Source organism: Peterkaempfera griseoplana, from assembly GCF_001418575.1.
In the GTDB taxonomy this organism is placed as follows: domain Bacteria; phylum Actinomycetota; class Actinomycetes; order Streptomycetales; family Streptomycetaceae; genus Peterkaempfera; species Peterkaempfera griseoplana.
Map to the genome: position 1 here is coordinate 1 of NZ_LIQR01000802.1, position 1796 is coordinate 1796.

At 76.5% G+C, this 1796-nt stretch carries 1 protein-coding gene and 1 pseudogene; both read right to left on the reverse strand.

Features of this window, described 5'->3' with window-relative positions:
• Window positions 1-1281 (reverse strand): sigma-70 family RNA polymerase sigma factor (locus tag AOK09_RS36925; protein WP_157876210.1); only part of this gene is annotated, 1281 nt, incomplete at its 3' end.
• A 222-nt stretch (window positions 1282-1503) separates the two neighbouring features.
• Window positions 1504-1796: pseudogene (locus AOK09_RS36930) on the reverse strand (hypothetical protein); the annotation flags it as partial.

Consider the following 1796-nt stretch of genomic DNA (forward strand, 5'->3'; position numbering starts at 1 on the left):
GGTGTAGACCGCCACGGCTGCGGCGGCCGCCACCGTCACGGTCACCGCCACCGCCGCCTTGACCACGGCCCCCACACCCTCCCCGACCGCAGCGGCGGCGGAACCGCCGGAGCCGCCGGCCGCAGCCCCGCCCACCGACGACCCGCCGGCGACCGCCGCTCCGCCCGCGACCGCTGCCGCGGCGGTGAAGTAACCGGCGCCGACCCACACCAGCACACCCCCGGGCAGCACCGCCCGCAGCCCCGCGTTGAGGTCCACCAGCTCCAGATAGGCGGCCGAGCAGCGGTCGCACTCCTGGAGATGCGCACCCACCTCCGCCGACGCCCGCTTGCGCAGCGAACCCCGCGCATAGGCACCCAGCCGGTCGGCGTGCCGCCGGCAGGAGTCCTCCTGCGCCGAGGCCACATGCGCCTGCAGGAACGCCGTCGCCAGCCGGTCGCGCGCCCGGTGCGCCTGCACCGCCGCGGCGTTGGCCGTCTTGCCGAGCAGCACCGCCACCTGCTTGGGGGTCTCCCGCTCGACCTCGGTGTGCCACAGCACCATGCGGTCGTCCTCGGGCAGCGCGACGAACGCCCGCAGCAGCATCCGCCGGTCGGACCTGGCCATCGCCCAGACGTCCGCACCGGGATCGGTGATGTCCAGGCGCTCCTTGGCCGCCGAGCTCGACGTGAAGGCGGTGAAGTCCTCGACCAGCTGCTCGCGCCGCTCGCTGCGGGTCCACGCCGCCGCGACGTTGCGCACCGCGGTCAGCAGATAGGCGCGCACCGCGAGGTCCGGGCCCCGCCCGGCCCGCAGCGCCTGCAGCGTCCGGGCGAACACCTCGCCCGCGAGGTCCTCGGCGGTGAAGTTGTCCCGGCAGCAGGTCCTGGCATAGCGGCGCACGGCATCGGCATGGCGCCGGTACAGCTCCTCGTACGCCGCGTCGTCGCCGCCGCGGACCAGGGCGGCCAACTCGGCGTCGGACGGCGGGAGATCCCCGTCCACGGGATCGGCCGGGGCCGGCACGGCGGGAACCGAACCGGCGGCGGGCGCCTCGGGGGCGGCCGCCGCCGGCGTCACACCGCCGAACCCGGCCGGAGCCTGTCCGGGCACCCGGGGCGCACCGGCGGCGTCCGAACCGGCCGGCTGCTCCTTCCCGGGCGGCCAGCCCTGGCCCGGTACCTGTCCCTGGCCGGGCACCTGCCCGTGACCCGGCAGCCGGCCCCCGGTCCCCTCGTCGTCCGCCGAGTCGCCCCCGCCGGGGTCGGGCCGGTCCGGGTCGTCCGCGTTCACAGCTGCCACCCGGCCGTACTCACACCCTGCCGGGTGGGGCCGCAGCACGACCCGTCGACGCCCTGCACAGGGCTCTGGCCTCCCGTCACCGGCAAAGGATGGCACAGCGGTCCGGCGCTGCGGGCCGCTGCGACGGCGTATCCCACCCTTCAGGGGAGGCGTGCGCCCCTCCCGTCCGCCGGTTTCGCCCGTTCGGCCCAACCAGGCGTCCAGCGGCGCCCGTTGCCGTCGTCAGGACGCCCGCAGACCGTCGAGCAGTATCCGCAGCAGCCGCTCGCAACGCGCCTTCTGCCCGTCCTCCGCGGGCACCCCGGCGTCGGCTGCGGCACCGGCGTACGCCACCGCGTCACCGTCCGGATCCGGATAGGAGGGCACCGCCGCGGTCAGCACCAGCACCACATCCGCGACCGTCACACCACGCCGCAGCTCACCCGCGGCACCAGCCCGGTCCACCAGTGCGGCCAGCAGCTCCAGCAGCACCGCCGGATCGGCATCGGCCCACGACTCCTCCTCCCCGTCCGCCC